At 68.5% G+C, this 18,013-nt stretch carries 15 protein-coding genes, 1 pseudogene and 1 riboswitch; of the genes and pseudogenes, 8 read left to right on the top strand and 8 right to left on the bottom strand.

Going from position 1 to position 18,013, the window contains the following annotated elements:
- Window positions 1–240: 240 nt before the first annotated feature.
- Complete coding sequence (cobD, locus tag MKK88_RS14530) at window positions 241–1,260, bottom strand: threonine-phosphate decarboxylase CobD (protein WP_244000823.1); 1,020 nt, start codon at window positions 1,258–1,260, stop codon at window positions 241–243.
- Between cobD and cbiB the strand changes: the two genes are divergently transcribed.
- Window positions 1,252–2,235 carry an adenosylcobinamide-phosphate synthase CbiB gene (gene cbiB, locus MKK88_RS14525; RefSeq protein ID WP_244000821.1) on the top strand — a complete coding sequence of 328 codons (984 nt, stop codon included), beginning with the start codon at window positions 1,252–1,254 and terminating at the stop codon, window positions 2,233–2,235. The genes cobD and cbiB overlap by 9 nt on opposite strands.
- A gap of 178 nt (window positions 2,236–2,413) precedes the next feature.
- Here cbiB and MKK88_RS14520 read toward each other — a convergent pair whose 3' ends face one another.
- Window positions 2,414–3,223 (bottom strand): DUF502 domain-containing protein, encoded by an 810-nt coding sequence (locus tag MKK88_RS14520; RefSeq protein ID WP_244000820.1) that lies wholly within the window; start codon window positions 3,221–3,223, stop codon window positions 2,414–2,416.
- A 126-nt stretch (window positions 3,224–3,349) separates the two neighbouring features.
- Window positions 3,350–4,279 carry a sugar kinase gene (locus MKK88_RS14515; RefSeq protein WP_244000818.1) on the bottom strand — a complete coding sequence of 310 codons (930 nt, stop codon included), beginning with the start codon at window positions 4,277–4,279 and terminating at the stop codon, window positions 3,350–3,352.
- 574 nt (window positions 4,280–4,853) lie between these two features.
- On the opposite strand from MKK88_RS14515, the gene MKK88_RS14510 reads away from it, so the two are divergent.
- Window positions 4,854–5,879, top strand: a complete 1,026-nt coding sequence (locus MKK88_RS14510) for a PAS domain-containing protein (RefSeq protein ID WP_244000816.1) — start codon at window positions 4,854–4,856, stop codon at window positions 5,877–5,879.
- Between the two features lie 263 nt (window positions 5,880–6,142).
- On the opposite strand, the gene MKK88_RS14505 is transcribed toward MKK88_RS14510, so the two are convergent.
- Complete coding sequence (locus MKK88_RS14505; protein ID WP_244000814.1) at window positions 6,143–6,565, bottom strand: MucR family transcriptional regulator; 423 nt, start codon at window positions 6,563–6,565, stop codon at window positions 6,143–6,145.
- 964 nt (window positions 6,566–7,529) lie between these two features.
- On the opposite strand from MKK88_RS14505, the gene MKK88_RS14500 reads away from it, so the two are divergent.
- Entirely contained in the window at window positions 7,530–8,846 is a 1,317-nt protein-coding gene (locus tag MKK88_RS14500) for an HdeD family acid-resistance protein (protein ID WP_244000812.1), read from the top strand.
- Between the two features lie 240 nt (window positions 8,847–9,086).
- Here MKK88_RS14500 and MKK88_RS14495 read toward each other — a convergent pair whose 3' ends face one another.
- Window positions 9,087–10,325, bottom strand: a complete 1,239-nt coding sequence (locus MKK88_RS14495) for a serine hydrolase domain-containing protein (protein ID WP_244000810.1) — start codon at window positions 10,323–10,325, stop codon at window positions 9,087–9,089.
- 316 nt (window positions 10,326–10,641) lie between these two features.
- On the opposite strand from MKK88_RS14495, the gene MKK88_RS14490 reads away from it, so the two are divergent.
- Together MKK88_RS14490 and MKK88_RS14485 are read left to right on the top strand one after the other, a co-directional pair.
- Window positions 10,642–10,968 carry a DMT family transporter gene (locus MKK88_RS14490; RefSeq protein ID WP_244000808.1) on the top strand — a complete coding sequence of 109 codons (327 nt, stop codon included), beginning with the start codon at window positions 10,642–10,644 and terminating at the stop codon, window positions 10,966–10,968.
- A 169-nt stretch (window positions 10,969–11,137) separates the two neighbouring features.
- Window positions 11,138–11,920 carry a septal ring lytic transglycosylase RlpA family protein gene (locus tag MKK88_RS14485; protein WP_244000825.1) on the top strand — a complete coding sequence of 261 codons (783 nt, stop codon included), beginning with the start codon at window positions 11,138–11,140 and terminating at the stop codon, window positions 11,918–11,920.
- 85 nt (window positions 11,921–12,005) lie between these two features.
- Here the strand turns inward: MKK88_RS14485 and MKK88_RS14480 are convergent.
- Window positions 12,006–14,033, bottom strand: a pseudogene (locus MKK88_RS14480) (TonB-dependent receptor).
- Between the two features lie 232 nt (window positions 14,034–14,265).
- A riboswitch (cobalamin riboswitch) is annotated at window positions 14,266–14,464 on the bottom strand.
- Window positions 14,465–14,687: 223 nt separating this feature from the next.
- On the opposite strand from MKK88_RS14480, the gene MKK88_RS14475 reads away from it, so the two are divergent.
- The 3 genes from MKK88_RS14475 to MKK88_RS14465 all read left to right on the top strand — a co-directional run bounded on the left by MKK88_RS14475 (window position 14,688) and on the right by MKK88_RS14465 (window position 16,216).
- Complete coding sequence (locus MKK88_RS14475; protein WP_409566666.1) at window positions 14,688–15,242, top strand: cell wall hydrolase; 555 nt, start codon at window positions 14,688–14,690, stop codon at window positions 15,240–15,242.
- Between the two features lie 115 nt (window positions 15,243–15,357).
- Window positions 15,358–15,591, top strand: a complete 234-nt coding sequence (locus tag MKK88_RS14470) for a hypothetical protein (protein WP_244000804.1) — start codon at window positions 15,358–15,360, stop codon at window positions 15,589–15,591.
- A gap of 214 nt (window positions 15,592–15,805) precedes the next feature.
- Complete coding sequence (locus MKK88_RS14465) at window positions 15,806–16,216, top strand: hypothetical protein (protein WP_244000802.1); 411 nt, start codon at window positions 15,806–15,808, stop codon at window positions 16,214–16,216.
- Window positions 16,217–16,344: 128 nt separating this feature from the next.
- Here the strand turns inward: MKK88_RS14465 and MKK88_RS14460 are convergent, their stop codons facing one another.
- On the bottom strand, window positions 16,345–16,890 hold the full coding sequence (locus MKK88_RS14460) for a transglycosylase SLT domain-containing protein (protein ID WP_244000800.1): 546 nt from the start codon (window positions 16,888–16,890) through the stop codon (window positions 16,345–16,347).
- Entirely contained in the window at window positions 16,850–17,596 is a 747-nt protein-coding gene (locus tag MKK88_RS14455; RefSeq protein ID WP_244000798.1) for a flagellar hook-length control protein FliK, read from the bottom strand. The genes MKK88_RS14460 and MKK88_RS14455 overlap by 41 nt, the downstream gene beginning before the upstream one ends.
- Window positions 17,597–18,013: the final 417 nt, after the last annotated feature.

Genomic DNA, 18,013 nt, shown 5'->3' with positions numbered 1-18,013 from the left:
CCCAGCACATGACGTCGCGAAGCGTCTTCCTGGTTCAACCTGAGCCGCTTGCGCGGCGCTTTTCATGCCGGGTCTCGGGTCGCATTCCGCTGGCGCTGCATGCGCCTTGGAAAGGAACGGTGCAGGACCGGCTTGACGTGTTGTCTCCGGATGCCCGCTCAAGCATTTCAAGGGATTGGGAGATTGCCATTTGGCGTCGGATCGGGACGGCGCCCCGATGGGTGCGGCGATGGGCTCCGTCTACGTCAGCACCCGCGACAGCCGGCACCAGCCCGTCCTGTCGGGTGGCAGCCCGAAGCGCAGGCGGTCCGGGCGCTCCGTGAAGCGGCGTACGGCAATGCCCGCCGCCGCGAGCAGCCGGTAGAGGCCCGGCCCATCCGAAAAGTCCGCGGTCCGGAACAGGCACGTGCCGCCGACGACCCGCCCTCCGGCCCGGGCGATCATCCGGTCGAGCCGGGCTGCATCCGCCGCCCGCGCCCGGGCGGTCTCCGCGCGCCACGCTGAATCCGACAGGGCAGCGGTCCCGATCGCCAGGGCCGGCCCCGACACCGCCCAGGGCCCCAGGGCCTCCGCCATCCGGGCCGCAATTCCGGGCTCGGCGACCGCGAAGCCGAGGCGCAGGCCGGCGAGACCATAGGTCTTGCCGAAGGAGCGCAGCACCACCAGCCCCGGCCCGACATGCGGGCACAGGCTCTCCACCGGTTCGAGATCCGCGAAGGCCTCGTCGGCGACCAGCAGGCCGCCGCGGGTTTCGAGCGTTGCGGCCAGCCCGCGGCGCTCGGCCCGCGAAAACGTCCGCCCGTCCGGATTGTTGGGGTCGACGATCACCACCACCCCGGCGTCGCCGATCGCGTCGAGACTCGGGACCTCCGCGACCGCGTGCCCGGCCCGGGTCCAGGCGGCCGCGTGCTCGGCATAGGTCGGGCCCAGGACCGCGACGCGGGTCGGCGCCAGGAGCCGGGGCAGGGTCTCGATCAGGATCTGGGTTCCGGGGGCGGGCACGATATGGGCGCCACTCGGCGCACCGTAGGCCGAAGCGGCGGCGACACGCAGGGCTTGAACCTCGGCGGCTTCGGGCAGCCGCGTCCAGGCGCTGGCCTCCACGGGCGGCACGGGATACGGGATCGGGTTGATCCCCGTCGAGAGGTCAAGCCAGGGGTTTGGCGCGTCGGGAAAGGCTCTTCGGAGGCTTCCGAGATCGCCGCCATGGGCGATCGCGGCGGGCTCCCGCGCGGAAAAACGCCACACCGAATGGTCCATCCGCCCGAAACGCTCGCCGTGCTGGCCCTCGCCCTCGGGATCGAGGCTGTGGCCGGCTATCCGGACTCGCTCTACAGGGCGGTCGGCCACCCTGTCACCTGGATCGGCCGGCTGATCGCCGCCCTGGAGCGCGGCCTGAACCGCGGCTCCGCGCTTCGCCGCCGGCTCGCGGGCTGCCTCGCTTTGGCGCTGCTGCTCGTTGCGGTCGGTCTGACGGCGTTCGCCCTGACGGCGCTCGCCGGCCTCGCCGGCCCCCTCATCGCCCCGATCCTCCTGGCTCTCGCCTGCGCGAGCCTGCCGGCGCAGCGCAGCCTGCACGACCATGTCGCTGCGGTGGAGGCTGCCCTGCGCAGCGGCGGCCTGGAGGCCGGGCGCCGGGCCGTGGCGATGATCGTCGGACGCGACCCCGAGCGCCTCGACGAGCCCGCCATCTGCCGCGCCGCCATCGAGAGCCTGGCGGAGAACTTTTCCGACGGGATCGTGGCGCCGGCCTTCTGGATCGGCTGCCTGGGCCTGCCGGGCGGCGCGCTCTACAAGGCGATCAATACCGCCGACAGCATGATCGGCCACCGCACGCCCCGCTACGCGGCCTTCGGCTGGGCGGCGGCCCGGCTCGACGATGGCGTGAACCTGCCGGCCTCCCGCCTCGCCGGCCTGCTGATCGCGGGGGCGGCGCTCCTGCGTGGCGCCGATGCACGCGGTGCCGTCCGGGCGATGGCCCGGGATGCCCGCCATCACCGCTCGCCCAATGCCGGCTGGCCGGAATCCGCCATGGCGGGGGCGCTCGGCCTGAAGCTCGCCGGGCCGCGGGTCTATGACGGCATCCTCGTGCCCGACGCCCATATGGGTGAGGGCCGGGCCGAAGCCACGGCCGACGATATCGCCCGGGCGTTGGTCCTCTACCGAGCGGCCTGCTGGCTCCAGAGCGGGCTCGTCCTGGCGCTGCTCGGCGTCTGGTTGGCGATAGCCGGCTGATCCTCGCTCGGCGTTCCGGGAACTCCCGTCCTGGTTTCGAAAGGTCGAGATCCTTCGCCGGTCCAGGACAGAGCCCCGGTGACGGACGTCGTCCGGTGTCGGGCGTCGCCTGATCTCAGGGCTCTGCCCTGAGCACCCGCCAAAGGGCTCTTAGCCCTTTGAAAACCCGGGATCGTCGTCAGGCGTCCTGCGGTTCCCGCTGCGTGGCCGTGCCCGCGTGGTGCGCGGCCCGCAGGGAGGCCGACATGGCGTTGAGCCGGCCCTGCGGGTCCTCCGGCTGGATCACGCCGGCCGACATCACCAGCTTGGCGGCATCATCGACGCTGATCGCCAGTTCCACCACCTCGGACCGGGGCAGGTAGAAGAAGAACCCCGTCGTCGGGTTGGGGGCGCAGGGCAGGAACACCCCGACCATCTCGTCCGCGGCGGCGCCCCGGGCCCGGAGCGCGCCCTCGACCTCGGGCGCGGCGGGGGCCGACAGGAACACCACCGACCATGTCCCCTTCACGGGGAATTCCACCAGCCCGACCGTCCGGAACGAGGTGCCGTTGGCGGAGAACAGAGTCTCGAAGATCTGCCGCAGGCCCTTGTAGAGGCCGGAAATCACCGGGGTCCGGGCCAGCAGCACCTCGCCGAACTCGATCACCGAGCGGCCCACGAGGTTGGCGGTGAGGAAGCCGAGCAGCGTCACCGCCAGAAACGCGATGACGAGGCCAAGGCCGGGGATCGAGAACGGCAGGTAATGGTCCGGCAGGTAGCTTGCCGGCACCAGGGGCTTCACGAAGGAATCGATCAGCGCGATGAACCACCACGTGATGTAGGCGGTGATCGCCAGCGGCCCGGCCACGATGACGCCGGTGAGGAAGTAGGTGCGCAGGCGGCCCCGGGCGCTGACCCGGGTCTTGGGCGTGGCGCTGTTGGGCGTGGCGCCCCCAGGCCCGGGGGCGTCGGGCTCGGGAACCTGGATCGGCGATGGACTCGGCGCCACGGCTGCCCTCTCGGCCGCACGAGTCGCGGCGATCCTGCTGCGGGGGTCGTCCCCCGCTGGCACAGGTAGCGGCTGCGCTTGCCGGTCTCAAGGGCGGGCGGTCCGCACGGGGGCCGTCCGCCGCCGTCAGTCGCGCGCTCCGGGACGATCGAGGGCCGGCATCGCGTCCCGGGGAATCACGGCGCCGCGATACCCGATCACGGTGCCGGCGAGGCGATGCCCCCGCACCGCAGCCACCTCCGGATCCAGCCCGGCGAGGCGGGCCGCGAGATAGCCCGCCGCGAAGCTGTCGCCCGCGGCCGTCGTATCGACGACCCGGGCGACCGGCTGGGCCGGCACCACCGTGTCGGACGTCCCGTGCAGCACCCGGGCGACGGGCGCGCGGCCGCTCAGGGCCTTGAGCACGATCTCGGCCCGCCCCCGGTGGCGCAGCACCTCGCCCTCGCCCGCCATGCCGAACAGCCAGTCCAGATCCTCCGCCGAGGCGAAGATCAGGTCGGCCTGCGCCAGGGCCTCCCGGAACGCGGCCTGGGCGACCTCCCAGACGGGCCAGCCCCGGGGCCGGTAATTGGTGTCGAAGGCGACGCGCCCGCCCCGGGCTCGCAGGGCCGCCAAGGTCTCGAACAGGGCTGCGCGGCCGGTCTCGCCATAGAGCGAGAGGCTGATGCCGGATACGTAGACGAGGTCGTAGGTCGCCAGCGCCGCCCGGGTTTCGGCCGCGCCCGGCTCGGCGAACAGGTCCCGGGCCGCGGCCTGGTCGCGCCAGTAGTGGAAGCTGCGCTCGCCGGCCGCGTCGGTGCGGATGATGTAGAGGTCCGGCATCCGGCCGGGCAGACGCCGGACCTGACCGAGACCGATTCCCTCGCGAGCCCAGGCCGCCGCCATCTCGTCGCTCCAGACGTCGTCGCCCAGCGCCGTCACGAAGTCGACCGCGACGCCGAGGCGGGCGAGGTAGAGCGCAGTGTTCAGCGTGTCGCCGCCGAAGCCCCGGGTGAGGCCCCCATCCGACTGCTCAGACAATTCGACCATACACTCGCCGATGCAGGCGACGCTCATACGGATGCTCCTCGCTCGTCCATCCCTTGCCCATCCTCCGATCCGGCCTGTCAATCGAGCGATCGCCACAGCGATGACAATATATAGACCGTCCGCTGGAGCAATGAATACCAGTACATCAGATATAAAATTTGATGGAGTCGGATTTCGTATAAAATGCCGGGATTTTTGCAGGCATGCAGTAGTGTTAAATTCCGCCTCGTCATCGATGCTTCGTGCATCGCAAAAGAATTTTGAATATGTTTCGCGTAGGGGGATCTCCGGTGTTATAAAGACATTGGTCTGAGTTATGTGATCGGTTCTTGGTCGATATGGGTCTCGACCGATGTCGGCATGGGGGATTGGCCATGGGGCGGCGATGGTTGGGTAGGAACTGTCTTGGTGATCCGGGTTCAGTCTCGGTTCTGGCCGCGGGCCTCTTCGTAGATGCGCGCCGGCAGACGCTATGGAATGCCCCTCCATGATCTGTTCCCGAGTCCTGATGGGAATCGGGGTCTTTGTCACGCAGTCGTTTCGTCCTTGATTCGATGAGAGCCCGGTTTGGCGATCACGCGAACGATCCAGGCATCGTGGTATGTTTCATTCGGCTTTAAGTGCCCTGACCTTATCGGCCGGGGAGTTTCTGACCATCACGGAAAATCGAGGCGTCAGCGGCGCCTGGAGTTGGATCTTCACGGGTGGGGAGCAGATCTGGTCACCGGGCTTCTACCGTTTGCTCGGTCTCGTGCCCAATGCCACGAAGGCACGCTACGATCTGCTGCTCAACCTGGTCCATCCGGAGGACCGGAACCGGCTCCCGACCCTGGCGGATGTCCGGGAGGGAAATGTCCCACGGGAGACGATCGTCCGGGTAATTCGTCCGAACGGGACGCAGCGTACCCTGTCATTGACGATGGAGGCGCGCTTCTCGGCCGAGGGGCGGCCCGTGGCCGTCAACGGCACGGCCCTCGACGTGAGCGACCATGCGCTGCTGGCCCAGGCGCGGCACCACGAGCGACAGCGCCGGGCGGCGCTCTACCTGACCAAGCACATCGCCACCTTCTGGACAGGCCCCGACCGCGTCCGAGATCTGCCGTTCGAGATGGCGCAGGTCCATGGCCTGCCATTCGAGGAGATCTGCATCAATCCCTATCTCATGATCGTGCCCGAGGAGCGCGCGGCCTACCAGGCGATGGCCGAGGCACATATCGAGCAGCAGACAATCTATCAGGGAACCGTCCACGAAAGCCTTGCCAATGGCGAGCTCGAGTATTTCCGGATCATCACGCTTCCGATTTGGGATCCCGATGGGGTGTATCTCGGGCGGTGCGGTCTCAAGTACCCGGTCGGCGCCGGGCTGCTGCTGCCGGCGCCCCTGCGCCCCGGATTCGAACAGTCCGTGACCGGACATCACCTGCGCGCTGCGCGGGCCATGCTGGATTGGTCGATGATGGATCTGGCTCAGGCGAGCGGCCTGTCGCATTCGACGGTCCGGCGGCTGGAGGATGACAGCGAGCATCGCGGCAGCCGTTCGCGGCTTCACGCCGTCGAGGCCTTGCGCCGCGCGGGTGTGCGCTTCTTCGCCCTGGACAACGGAACCCTCGCAGTCGCCAGGGCCTGACCGGCCGCTGCAGATCCGTGCCGGGGCGATCCTCGCTCCGGCAGTGCAGGCCGCATGGCGGAGCGGTCGAGCTGTCTTGACCGGAATGCCTTGATGCGGACGCCCTGCCGGGTACCCCGTCGGCAAGGCGCAATCCGGCAAGGCGCAATCCGGATGTTTCAATTCCCTGAGGTCTGGTCGCGCGTCGCCTGCGTTCGACGGACCGGCGGCTGGATCGAGCCCTTGGCCGGTCGCGCCGCGAACGCGCGGGTTTCAGGCCGCCCTCAGGCCGCCTTATGGCCGAGCTGGATCGCCTTGGCGATCTCGGACCGCTTGGCAGCGTAGCCCGGAGCGACCATCGGGTAATCCGCCGGCAGGCCGTACTTGGCCCGGTAGCGCTCGGGCGTCAGGCCATGGGCGGTGAGGTGCCGCTTCAGGGTCTTGTAGGGCCGGCCGTCGATGAAGCTGATCAGGCCGTCATGCTGGATCGACGCCTCGATCTGTGCCGCGCTCGGTCCGGTCCAGCCGGAGCCCGACGTGCCGTTCTGCAGGACCGTGATGGCCGTATGGACCTGATCGATCAGAGCCGGCAGTTCCCCCGCGCCCACGGCGTTCCGCGAGACGTAAGCAGCGACCAGTGATGCCGTGCACTTGATCAGATCGGTATTAAGATCTGAAGATTTTTCATACAGGTCGATGGTGTTCATGAGAGTCCCCCAGCTGCGGAATAGAGCAAAACAATCCGTCGTGGAACGAAGAACCGATGACCCAATCGGAATTCCCCCGTCCGTTCCGCGCCTGACTGCTTCTGAAATGCCAACATTGGCACCTAATGATACAAAATCAGAGCTAAATGTCTATGATTTATCTAAGGATAATCAATGAACATATTCTGCTCGTCCTTGTCAACATGAGGTTGACTTCGAAAAAGCCGCAACAAATATTGCGCACGTCCCGCGATTGAATTGCATCGGGCGAACGAGGACTTCAAATGGGCATTTCATGATCGGACGTGAACGCGCGAATCAGTCACGAGATGAGCCGCGGCCAACCGGGTCGGGCCGCCCGCGTGGCTCACGCCGGCGCCAGACTGATTTCAATTGTTCATGCTTCTGGAGCGGTTCTAAACTATTCGCTCAGTGCCTTTGACGCTGGGCCGGTGCCCCCTCCGGTTCGCGACATGCAGCGCGGCCGGACCGAGATAAGTCCGCGCGGTCGGAGCGTTCTGGCGCCGATTTTCATATCGGTTCGGCGCAGGAAGGCGCGGCGAGACAAGGGCGTGGAGCCGCAGCCGATTGCGACGCGATCGCGGATGGCTCAGGCCGCGGGCGGGCATGCGACGATGTCTGTCCGGTTCGGGTCCGACGGCGCAGCGGCCCTTCAGATATCGTAAAGACTATCTCTGCGTGAACCGCGCGCTGGGTCCAATTCCCAGATGACATTAAGGAAGCCCTCAGCGTCTCTGTGGAAGTTGCATCGCGAGAATCTTGCGAAACGTCCGCTCGTCGTTCCGTTCCGCGTCCGGCTATTTCGGACCGGTCGCGTCTGTGCGAGTGATGCTTCATCGCGCACCTGAGAGGGCGACTGCGTATGTCCGGACCCTGTTCGACCTCTCCGCGCTCCCCTTCGGCGCTGGCCGAGTCCGGGGCCGCGGATCCGGTCGGCGGCCGGATGGCACCCCTCTGGCTGCTGCTCGTGGGACGCGCGGAGGTGGGCCGGCACTGGCGCCTCCTCCTGTCGGTTGGCCTCCTCTGGGCGCTCGCCGGCATTGTCGTGGCGGTGGATTCCCTCGACGGGGCGCTTCATGTCCCGGACCGGTGGTTCGGCGTGATCCTCCTGATCGACGGCCTGATCTCGTTCGCGGTCGGCGCGTCCGTCACCGGGACCGCGCGCCGGATGCGCCTGTTCCAGGGCGTGCTCCTGACCCTCATGGCCGTCCTGATCCTGATGGCCACACGGCACAGCAACTTCCTGCTCGCCATGATCTTCGGCGTCGCCTTCACGGTGGACGGCCTGGTTCGGGTCACGATCGCAGGTCTCCTGAAATTCGCCGGCTGGCGGATCTCGGTGGCCCTGGGCGCGCTCAGCATCGCCTTCGGCCTGTTCCACCTCCAGCCGTGGCCGACGTGGTATGCCGGCACGGTCGGCTACTGCATCGGAATGTTCCTGATCCTGAGCGGCGCCAACTTGGCCCTGATCGGCCTCCGGGCGCGGCATCTGCGCCGCGCCGCGCCGGAGCCCTCCGCGGCCGAGCCCGACAGCCTGACGGTCTATGTCTGGACGCCGACCGGGCAGGCGACCACCCCGGCCAGCCAGCGGCTGATTCGGCGCTACGTCGCCTCCGTCGATCAGTCCGGCCGATACTCAACGGGCCACGCGGCCCTGGGCCAGGGGGACGACCTCTATATCAGCCACTATCCCGCGGTAGAGATCGACCGATCGCCCACCAATCTGTGGTCGAGCCTACGCGCCGGCCCCGAGAACGACGTGCCCGGGCGCTTCCTGCCCTCCCATGAGGCGGAGGTGGCCGATTGGTGTCCGCCCACCGTCGCCGTCACCCTGAACGGCGTCGACGCTGCCCGCCTCCGGGCATACTGGGCGGATTATCGCCGGGACACGACCTACAACTTCATCAGCCGCAACTGCTCGACCACGGCGGCCCGGGCGCTGGACATCGCGGTCGAGGGCGCGTTCAGCCGCGGTGGCCATCCCTGGCGGCAGCTTGCCACGGCGCTGACCACCCCGGAATTCTGGGCGGCCGCCCTGCTGCGGACCGGCGCCCGGTCGATGACCTGGACCCCGGGCCTCGTGCTCGATTACGCGCGGGCGCTCAGCGCCCTCATCGACCCCGCCTCGCCCGTGCCCACCATCGCGTGGCGGCGCGTCGGCTGGCGGCTCGTCCGCAATTGGCGGGCGCGGTCCCTCGCCCGGCTTCATCAGATCACCGGGCGCCCGACCCTGCCGGATGCCGGGGCAACCGAGGCCTGATCGGCGGAGCGTCGTTTTGGCGGGAGCGGTCTCGGCTTCCGAGGGGCTTGCGGGGCGAACTGACCCATATCAGCCTGTCGCTCTCCCGGGCGTAGGGAGCGACAGGGGAAACGGATCCCGGATCCAGCGCGAAGCCTCCATATCCGTCCGGTGCCGCTTCGCAGCGCTTCGTTGCTGGTTCCCGGATCACCGTCCCCTGCGTTGCAGGCGTCCGGAAAGGGGGGGCCGGATCCGGGCCGCTCAGCGCCCCTGCCCCGCCGCAAGATCGGCCGCGATGGCCTGCATCACCGCGAGCGTATCGATCTCGTCCTCCTCGGCCCCGTGGTCGCTGAGCTTGACGATCACCGTGCCGGTCCGGCGGTTGATGTAGACGTACTGCCCATAGACGCCGATCGCCGAGATGTCGTCATCGTCGCCCCCGGGGGCGTGCCACCACTGGGCCGAGTACGGCCAGCCATCGACCGCGCGCTTGGCCGGGGTCATGATCCGCTCGATCCAGCGGGCCGGAATGATGCGGGTGCCCCCCGCACGGCCCTGGTCGGCCACGAGCAGCCCGAGGCGGGCGAAGTCGCGGGCGGTGGCGTTGATGCAGCAGAACGCCTTCTCGGCGCCCCCCGGCCGGTCGAGGTTCCAGGTGGCGTCGGCCTGGGCGCCCATCGGCTTCCAGATCCGCTCCGAGAGGATGTCGGCCAGCGGTTTGCCCTCGGTCCGGGCGAGGATCAGGCCGAGGAGTTCAGTGTCGATGCTGCGGTAGCGGCCCTGGCTGCCGGGCTTGAACGCGAGATGTGCGTGGTCGCGCACGAAGCCCGCGATGTCCCGCGTCAGGTACATTCCGGCCGTGCCGGTCAATGGGCGCCGGGGATCGTAATTCTCCGGCACGGCGATTCCGCTCGCCATGTCGAGGAGGTTGCGGACGGTGATCTGACCGAAGACCGCGGCGTTCTTCAACTCCGGCAGCAGGGCGGAGACCCGGTCCGTTTCCGCGAGCTGGCCCCGGGCCACTGCGGCGCCGACCAGCAGCGAGACGATCGATTTCGCCACCGACCAGGATGGGAAGAGCGTCGCCGGCCCGGTGCCGGGCCGCTGCCATTCGTGGAGCAGCACCCCGTCGTGCACCACCAGGAATGCGTTGGTGTGGGTGGCGGCCAGCACGTCCATGAGCGGTACGGTCCGCCCCTTCCAGGGGACCCGGTCGAGGATCGGGCCCGGCCGGTACGGCAGGTCCCGGGCCTGATCGGGGGCCTTCACCGCCCGGCTCGGGAACCACGGGCCGACCGACGACGGCTCGATCACGGCGAGCGCCGCGAGGGTGACGGGGTTCGGGACGTTCAGGAGCGCGCAGGCCGCCCAGGCACAACCCGCGATCGCGGCGGTGCCGGCGGCCGCGATCGCGGCCCACCGGCGGCCTGACAGCCGGCGCGCGTGGCGGCCCCTGCGCGGGCGAACCGGATCGTCCGGGAGCGCGGAGGGCGCGGTCATGTCGGGTCTGGTTCGCTCTGGGACGTGACGGGCGGGGCGCCGTCACCATGGGCAGGAGGGCTTAAGGAAAGTACCACGCCGCCGACCGCCGAAGGTTCGGCCAGGATTCGCGCCGACGGCACCGGTTCGGGAATGGTCATGGCGTCCACGAGGATGTATCGGCGGCGACCCGCCAAGCCCTGCCGGAGAACCGAAGCAGATCTGCCGCGGGTGTTCGATGTTTCGTCTGCCTGGGACGTCCGATTCGCAGCCGATCTTTACACTCGTCCCGCATCGCATTCACGATGCCGTCTCGTGTGAGAGAGTTCACCCCGTCATGAATCCGTTCCTGATCCTCGGGCTCGCCATCGGCGCAGAGGTCACCGCAACCCTGGCGCTGAAGGCGGCCGACGGCCTGACCCGGCCCGTCCCGACGCTGATCGTGGCGGTCGGTTACGGGACTGCGCTGTGGCTGATGTCGACCAGCATGGACGTGCTGCCGATCGGCGTCGTCTACGCGATCTGGTCCGGGATCGGCATGATCGGCGCCGCGATCGGCGGGGCGTGGCTCTACGGCGAATCGGTGAACCCGACGATGCTGGCGGGCATCGCGGTGATCGCCGTCGGCGTCACGATCCTGGCCGCCGGCCAGGGGCAGCATTGAGCCACGAAGGCTCCCCGCATCTGCGTAGAAACACGGATCAGGCTTGGCTGTACGGGAGGATATCGAAGTTCAGAATTATAATATCAACGCGTTTATTAGTCATCGGGAACTGAGTTGGCCGGAATGATTTATGTACCCCGACGGGTATGGATAATCTTCGGTGAACGCCATGATTGGGTCCGCTGGCCCAAAACGGTATCGGATGGCTCGCGCGCTGCTCGGCCTCTCTGCAGCTCTTGTGCCGGGCCTCGGGACTGGCAGGGCTGAGGCGGCGGAGACGCAAGGCCAGGTTACCGCCGATCGGACAGGCAGCCTGAAGCGCGAAGCGCCGGTGTTCACGTATCGCCGGTTCACGTCGAAGCTGCCACCGCTTGCACCGCCATCCGATGGGGTCGGCCACGCTGAAGCCGCGTCATCGGATCCGTCCCGGCCGACCGCGGAGCCCACGCTCAGCCATGAGCCGGCCGACATGACGGGCAATTCCGGCCGGACGGTGGACGCTGCCCCGGCGCCGGCTGGCCGCTCTGCCGTTCAGCCCGGCCAGGATGCTTCAAGGTCTGACGCTTCGTCGTCTGACGCGTCAGGGTCAGCCGCAGCCGTCGCGGACACGTCACCCCGGCCCGGATCGACCGTCGGGCAGCGCGCGGATGTCGGCAGAGCCAAGCTGATCGGGAGCGGACGGGCCAGCTGGTATCAGCACCAGGGGAAGACTGCGCGCGGTGAGATCTATAACCCCAACAAGCTCACGGCCGCGCATCACGCCCTGCCGTTCGGCACATTGGTCAAGGTCGTCAATCAATCCAATGGCCGGTCGGTGATTGTCAAAATCACCGACCGTACGAACGAACACACCAAGAGGAAGCGGAACTACGCCATCGATCTATCGCGCGCGAGCGCCCGGAAGATCGGCCTCGAAGGGATCGGGCAAGTCGCCTTGTACCGGGTGGAATGACGCGGCTGACGAGGCGGACCGGCGTAAGTCCTGCCCTGAGAGGTTCTTGACGCTGGCCCCGGTCGCGCCACGATCGGGCACGGCTCTAGAACCGTCCGGCGATGGTGAGCCGCACGGCGGTGGGCTCCACCGGATGGAACACCCGATCGATCAGCCCCTCCGCCGGCTCGCCGGGCAGCCGGGAGACATACGCGTAGGTGATCTGGTCGGACTTGCTGTTGGTCAGATTCAGCACGTCGAGCGAGATGCTGACGCCGTTCTCGAAGGCGTAGCCCACCCGGCCGTTGACCAGCGCGGTCGCCCGGGAGCGGATCGAATTGTCCTCGATCAGCGGGCGCGGGCCGAAATAGCGGACGCGCAGGCTTCCGAACCAGCCCAGCGGCTCGCCGAAGGTGACGCCCGCCGACGCGATGGTGGTGGGCGCCTCCGGCACGCGGTTGCCCACCGGGTCGTCATCCGAGAAGCGGGCATTGGTGATCGTGAGATCCCCCTCCAGCGACAGGACGGGCGTCAGCGCGTAGCGGTTCGTCCATTCCACGCCGAAGCGCCGGGTCGGACGGCTCGGCTCCGTCGTGCCGGTATCGCCCTGGAACAGGTTCTCGGAGGCGAAGTCGAGCCGGAACAGAGCGAGGCTCGTCTCGAGCCCCGCGATCGAGCGGTTGCGCAGGCCGATCTCGTAGCCCGTCTAGGGGACGAGGAACGGCGAGCGGGTCGTGTTGAACAGCGCGGATGTCGGATCGACCCTGGCGGTCACCCCGCGCACATCGTTCGAGTGGAAGCCGCCGCCGTAATTGACGTAGAGTTCAGTGTCGAACCACGGCCCCAGCGTCAGGCCGAGCTTCGGGTTGACGATCCCGTCGCGCGCACGGCCGGAATTGGCCGGATTGTCCGAGACGACGCTTGCGGAGTAGCCATCCGCCCGGACGCCGAGGCTGGTGCGCAGCCAGTCGGTCCAGCGCACCCGGTTGTCGATATAGAACGCCCCGCTCGTCTCCAGCACCCGGTCGTCGAGCACGCCGGAGCGGTATTGCCGGTTGGTCGTGTTGAACAGGCCGACGCGGATCGAATCGGTGCGGGTCTGCACGCCGATCTCGGTCTCCATCGGCAAACCGAACAGGTCGCCCTGGAAAATGTGCAGCGCCTCGCCGCCGCCGATGATCCGCTGGTCGAGCTGGTGGAACTGGTCGCCGCTGACCGGATCGTTCAGAAAAGACGTGAAGTCGTTGAACAGGTTGAGCTGCGAGCGGATCACGTAGGCCGAGGCCCGGGTGATGCCGGTCTCGTCCGTCGCGCTGAACCGGCCCGACAGGGAGAACCGCGCGGTGTCACCGCCATCGGTCGGGTTGAGCGTGCCGTAGCGGCCGATCAGCCCGGAGACGACGGCGCGTTCGGGGATCTGGTTGGTGGCGGTCCAGCGGGCCGCGTAGGCCATGCCGGTGACCGAGAACCCGTCCAGTGCCGTGCCCTGGCTGTAGCGGGCCACCGTGCTGATCTTGCGCAGCGCATCCGGCACGGTCCAGGGCCCGTCATAGACCTGTGCGTCGGCGGCCACCAGAAGGTTGCCCTCGGCCAGCGGCGCGGAGGCGATGCTCAGCGCGCGCTTGTAGCCGAACGACCCGATCGAGGTCAGCGCGAGATTCTGCCGGACGGTGTCGAGGTAGTCGATCCGCACCGAGCCCGCAGAGGCGAAGTCGCCGTCGCGCACGAAGTACGGCCCCTTGTGGAACTCCACCGCGCCGACGAGTTCGGGGATCAGGAAATTGATGTCGGCATAGCCTTGGCCGTGGGCGTGGGTGCGCATGTTGAGCGGCATGCCGTCGAGGAACAGGGCGATGTCGGTGCCGTGGTCGAGGTTGAAGCCGCGCAGGAAGAACTGGTTGGCCTTCCCCTCCCCGCTGTGCTGGGTCATGATCAGGCCCGGCACCGCCTCCAGCACCTCGCCGGGGCGGGTCACCGGCCGGCTGTTGATCTGCGCCCCGGTGATGATCCCGGCGCTGGCCGCATCCACGGTGAGGAGCGGACCGCCGATGCCGGTGACGCCCCCGACATAGCCGGCGCTCGCGGCCGGACCGATGGCCGGGACCGGCGCGGCGCCTTCGGCGGTCACGGAGATCGCGTCGAGTCTCGCCTCGGCGGGATCGGGTCCCGCCCGCTCCTGGGCCGGGGCGGACGCGATCGGGGCTGCCGATAGGATAAGGGCGAGGAGGGGCGGCGCGATGCGCGCAGGTTGACGGGACACGGGGACCTCGGGCGGCGGCAGTGGCACGTCACCGCGAACGAGGCCGCGCCGGCCGCCGCAGCGGCCGTCTTGGCATCCCCCGGAACACCCCGCCCGATGGACCTCGCGTGTGACCACGGCAGACGGCAGGTCTCCTGGCTCGCGGGTCGCCGCCCTCCCGTCGTCTTCCCGGGCGAGGCCGCCCAGTGACGTGGTGACGAGAGGACTTACCGCTCACAGTTGCGGGGGCAGCCGCGGCTTCGGGACGAAGCCCTCACCGCGTTCCCTTTTGATCCCCGAGGGGAACCGTCGCGGTTACCATCCTCCGGACGCGGTAGCGGCGTCAACACACCCGGGCTGGTTGTCCGCCCCTAGGTCGGTCGTCCAGTGGTCCGCCTCCGGATGACCGGGCGAGCCCGTCTGCCACATCCTCGCCGCGAACGTACCGTCACGCTTGCCGGGCATCCTGTCGCGGCGGGACATGTCTGAAACAGCACGGAGCACACCTGCATGCAGGGTTGCGAGCGGACAAGAATCGGTTCTGTTCTGATGGCGGCGGTCGCGGCTTGCGGCCTGGGTGCGTGCAACACCTCCGGCCCGGTGCTCACGACGGGATCGATCCCCGGCCACGCCACGCCGATCGCGGTCAGTGATGCCGAACGGGATTGCCTGGGCCGCGCCATGTATTTCGAATCGAACCGGAGCGACGAGGGCGGGCTGATCGCGGTCGGCACCGTGGTGATGAACCGGCTGGAGAACGCGATTTTCCCCGGCGGCATCTGCGCTGTGGTCGGCCAGCCGGGGCAGTTCGCTCCGGGCGTCCTGACCAAGCCGATGCAGGACAAGGACTTGCAGAAGGTCGCCGACGCCGCCGACGCCGTTCTGGCGGGCGAGCGCCACCCACAGGTCGGCAAGGCGATGTACTTCCACACCGCGGGACGGCACTACCCCTACACCAACATGCACTACGTCGCTGTCGCCGGCGGCAATGCCTTCTACGAGAAGCGTGACGCCCGCGCGGCCAAGTCCGGGACAACGTCCGAACCAGCGGTGCCCACGTCGATCCCGACCTTCGCGGCCGCCCCGATGGCGATCAAGCCGTAGCGCTCCGAAGGCAGCCCCGGCGGTCGGGTTCGGACCGTCATCCGCCCCGTCCCGCAACGCCGCGTCCGCCGGCGCGCCTCGGTTTCTAAGGGAGATGTCGGGGTCGAGCATAGCCTTGAGGTTGTATTTCGTCGGGCGATCAAGGTATGGCGTGGCGATGCCAGACGACGCCGGTTTTGACCGAACCGTGAGAGCCGCCATCCGCACCCATCAGTTGATCTGCTCCCATGGTACGCCGGCGATGCAGTTCCTGTCGCGGCTGCTGCTGATGGAGATCGGGCTGGAGATCGCTGCGCGAGACGATAGCGACCGTGCCGCCAACGACAATCCCGACGCGACCGAGGATTGAAGCAACCGGCGGCAAGCGCTGCGGCTGGAGGCATCGAATTGGGCCGGTTGCCGCGCGAGACCTCACATTGATGGCCCGAGACCGAATTGGTCCTCGCGAGTGCCGTCGGGAAACTGTTGATCAATCCCGTTCTCCCGTTGTGCGGCATTTACACCGGGGGACGACGGCCTAGCGTGCCAGTACAAACTACCCACGAGTCACGGATGTCCCACCGATGATCGCCGATCGGGTAGCGCTGGCTGGTGTGGTTCTCCTGCTGAGCCTCGCACCCTCGGCGGCCCAGCTGCGTCGCCCCTTGACCTGCACGGAGGAGGCGTCGGTCGGCCTCGACACGCCTCTCCTGCCGGAAGGGACGAAGCCGCAGCCGCGCAAGGCTCGCACCTTCTCGCTGGTCTCCAGCGGCGGGCTGCTGACCGTGATCTCCGCCGGACGATCCGACTATTACGAGTGTCAGACCGCCTCGCCGCGGCTGAACGAGCGTTCGCCGCGCAACGCGGTCAAGTGCCAGAACGGCGTCTACTTCCTGTTGATCGACCTCACCAAGCTGAATTTCGTCGAGGCGCAGCTGAACCCCGAGGATCGCGCGGAGGTCAAGGTCAGTTTCGGAAGCTGCCGGGGCCTGTGAGAACCTGTTTGACGGGTGCGCACGGGGTTTCGAAAGGTCGAGCCCCAGCCCTAAAGTGTTTGCGGGAGCACCGAGACAAGGGCCAAGCGCCCTCTCCTCCCCCTCGCAGGCTCCGCGCAAAACCCAGATCATCGGCAGAACCGAGTCGCGGCCGGCGTCCATTGTCCGAAGCCCGTCGCGACCATGTTGGTCATCACCCGACAGATATAGACCTTCTGGGCCGCGTTGTTGTTCGGCCCGGCGTGGTAGCGCGCCACCGCCAGCGTCCAGCTGCCCTCCCGCTGCTTCAGCGCCTTGAGGAACTGGGTCGCGTATTCGACATTCGCGTGGGGGTCGATCATGGCCTCGACCGACCCGAACTTCCCGCCATGGTAATAGTGGTTGATCTGCATGCAGCCGAGATCGATCAGGCGCACGCCCTTGCGGCGCGCCTCCTTGAAGTGGGCGATCACGTCCCCCGGCCCGGTCCCGAAATAGGCCGTTCCCTCGATGTTCATGGCATAGGGTTGCAGCGAACCGCGCTTGCCGGTCTCGGTCAGGCCGACCGCGTAGAGCACGCCGAGCGGCACGCCGTAGCGCGCGGAGGCGCGGCCCATCTCGGCCTCGCAGACATTCGCTGCGGCCGGGACCGCGCTACAGATAAACGCCGCCGTCGCGAGGACGTGTCGTTTCATCCCCCCGCTCTCCCTCCCGTCTGCCGGCGGCCGGACCCTGCTCCGCCTGCCGTTGCCTGTCTCCACCCTGGCCCGGTCGGGCGCCCCCGTCGGAGAAGCCGGGCTGCCCCTGCGAGGCTGAGCCTCCGGAAAAGCCCCCCGTATCGGACGGGCGGGCCTGACCGACGGTGACCTCGGCCTGATAGTTCGCCTTCTTCAACAGGTCGGTGAGGATCGCCGCGTCCCTGTGCAGGAGGGCCGCCGTGTCGGGTTGCGAGGCGCGCAGATGCGTCTCGAGCTGGCCGTTCGTCAGCCGCAACTCCACCGTGACGGTCCCGAGATCCTCCGGCTTGAGCTGGATCCTGAGGACGCGCAGCGGCCCGTCCGGGGTGGTCCGGATCGCCGGGTCGGCCTGAGCCGCCCGGGCCGTCGCGTCGGGCGCGGTCGCCCGCTCGAGCTCGTCCCGGATGGCTGCTGCGATCGTCGGCAGCGCGTCGGTCGGCAAACCCGGCGCGGCCTGGGCCGAACCGTCCGGACCGGGCCTCTCCCCGGCCTCGGGGCGTCCGGCGAGGCCGAGGCCGGCGCGGGCAATTCCCGTGACGGCGCGGGTATCGGACAGGGCCCTGACGTCTGCCTTCTCCAGTCCGGCGCCGGCCGCCCGGCCATCCGTGTCCGCTGGATCGGATGCCGGCGGCGGCTGCGTCAGGGAAGCGCTGGCGGCAGGCACGCTCGGTGTCGCGGCGGCCGCTGGCTTCGGCAATCCGACCGGGGCCGGCCGAGGCTCGACGGCAATCAGGTCCGGCGAGCCGGCCTGAACGGGCGCGGCTTTCGTCCCATTGGCGTTCGCTGGAACCGGTGCCGATGCCGCTGGGGCTGCGTTCGGGAGGACGGGCTTGAAGTGCGTGGCCCTGTCGAGCACCGCGACCTTGGGCAGGCTGGCCGCGGATGTGCTGACCGGATCGGTCCCGTCAGTCCAAGCTGCGGCCGGGCGAAGCGGGTTGGTTGGCCTGCCCCCATTCGGTGGCCCGAGTTCGAAGTTAGTGCATCGTCGGTCGGCTGACGATGGCAGGGCGAGCGGACGGCACTGATCCGCTCGGTTCGGTTGGCCAGAGGACGACCTCCGGCGCGGGTGGCTGGTAGCCGA

Source organism: Methylobacterium sp. E-005, assembly GCF_022829725.1.
Taxonomy (GTDB): domain Bacteria; phylum Pseudomonadota; class Alphaproteobacteria; order Rhizobiales; family Beijerinckiaceae; genus Methylobacterium.
Note: the sequence above shows the minus strand (reverse complement) of the source record. Positions and strands in the feature narration are given on the sequence as shown.